Origin of the sequence: uncultured Campylobacter sp., from assembly GCF_937949835.1 — a bacterium.
Classification (GTDB): Bacteria; Campylobacterota; Campylobacteria; order Campylobacterales; family Campylobacteraceae; genus Campylobacter_B.
Genome location: NZ_CALEDC010000516.1, coordinates 1 through 1997 on the forward strand (window position 1 = coordinate 1; position 1997 = coordinate 1997).

The window sequence follows — 1997 nt, forward strand, 5'->3', positions numbered from 1 at the left end:
TTTATAATCTCAAAATTTATGAGCTTTAAAATTCAGTGGCGCGCTAAATCCTATGCAGTGAAATTCCGCGCGCGACAAAGCGGCGTTTATCGTCTATATCGTAATCTTTAAAATTTCAATATAGAATTTCTTTAAATTATGCTAATGGCTTGTATTGATTTTTTAGAACTCTTGTGCTTAAAATTTTACCATACGAATGAAATTCTAAACTATCTTGATAAATAAAATTCTAAAAAATTCAAAGCAAGCTACGCGTTTAAATTTTATCCTAAGCCGAGCGGAATTCCAATTAAAATTTAGCTCAAACCGCCTACAATAATTCGGCTGCAAATTAGCGCGACACGGAAAGCTAAAATCGTGAGCGTTATTAAATTTTAAGGCGTGCGGTAGAAATTCTACGCACGCCACAGCGTTCGCAAGTCGCCGCGTTTAATTAAATCTAGCGCCGATGCTAAATTCGAAGCTATTTGTGTCGTCGTGCGGTTTTTTATTAAGCGGCTTAACGAAGTATAACTGCAAAGGCCCCATCGGCGTCATCCACTCGATACCAGCACCCGTGCTATAGCGCTCCTCCTCATTCCAGTCATGATCGCCGATCATTCCGTAGTCAAAAAACGTTACAAAGCGCATTTTAAGCCTATCAACTACCGGAAAGCTTAGCTCAAAGGAGTTATTGAAGCTCTGCATACCGCCCGTCTCAATATAGCGGCAATTATTTGCATTTAAGCAGATCTCTTTTTTCGGGATACTGCGGCCTTCGTAGCCTCTAATGCTTTTCATTCCGCCTAGGAATAGCTTTTCGTTGATCGGGATCTTTTTATTACCTTCCCACATATAGCCCGTTGCAGCTTTGTATCTAAAGATAATGTCGTGATCGATATAATCTCGCAAGCCAAAGTAGTAGTTAAACGATCCTCGCACCTTGGTGTAGTCCATATCGCCACCAAGACCCGCGTATTCTAAGCTAGCACTTGCGATCATACCGCTTCTTGGCAAGTAATAATCATCGGTGCTATTATATGTAATAGACGGGATGATCGAGCTTTTTAAATTCTTGCCATCTAGATAGCCCGCTTTGGCGTAATATTCATTTAAGCCCTTAATCTCGCTCTTTTCGAGATAATACGTAAGGCTTACATCGGTATTGCGCCCGATCTTGCGACCGCCCGTAATTGAAAATCCGTAAGATTTCTCATCGTAGTCGTCCCAGTCGTAATCGTTGGCAAAGATTGATCCGCCCAAGCTATACTCAGAATCAAACACTCTAGGATTGGTTAAGCTCAAGCGTCCGCTTAACTGATCGTCGCTTTTTTCGACCGAAAATGCGCCGTGAAGACCGGTGCCAAATACGTTACGATCGCTGATACCGCCGCTAAGTAAAATTCCATCCTCGCTGCCATATCCGATACCACCCGTGATAGAGCCCGTAGGAGCTTCTTTAACTGCGACTTCAAGATCGATCTGATCGTTAGAAACGCGGTTTTCTTTAATCTCCACCTCATCAAAATACCCCGTGCGTTTTAAAGAATTTAACGAATCGTTGTAGTCGGTTTTGCTATATAAATTTCCCTCGGTCAGATACATCTCGCGGCGAATGACCTTGTCCTCGGTCTTATCGTTGCCTGAGATCGTTACGTTTCTAATATAGACTTTATCCTCAGGGATGACTTGATACGTGATAGCGACCGTGCGAGCTTCTTTGTCCTGCTTAGTCTTAGGCACGATGCGCACATAGGCGTATCCCTGATCCGCGACTAAAGTCTCTAGCGTATTCATATCGCGGCGCAAACGCTCGGAATTCATTGTATCGCCCTTTTGAAGCTTAAAATCGTCCAAAACCTTCTCTTTATCAAGCTTGATTATATCTGCAGGATACTCGATATCTACGGAGCTTACGGTATATTGCTCGCCCTCGCTGATATAGTAGGTAAGATCGGCAGTGTAATTATCCATATCAGCATTAAGTAGTGGCGCCGAAACCTGCGCGTCTCAGTAGC

At 43.0% G+C, this 1997-nt stretch carries 1 pseudogene; it reads right to left on the reverse strand.

The features are described 5' to 3' along the window. Positions 1–429: 429 nt before the first annotated feature. Positions 430–1997 (reverse strand): annotated as a pseudogene (gene bamA / locus Q0256_RS11430) (outer membrane protein assembly factor BamA); the annotation flags it as partial.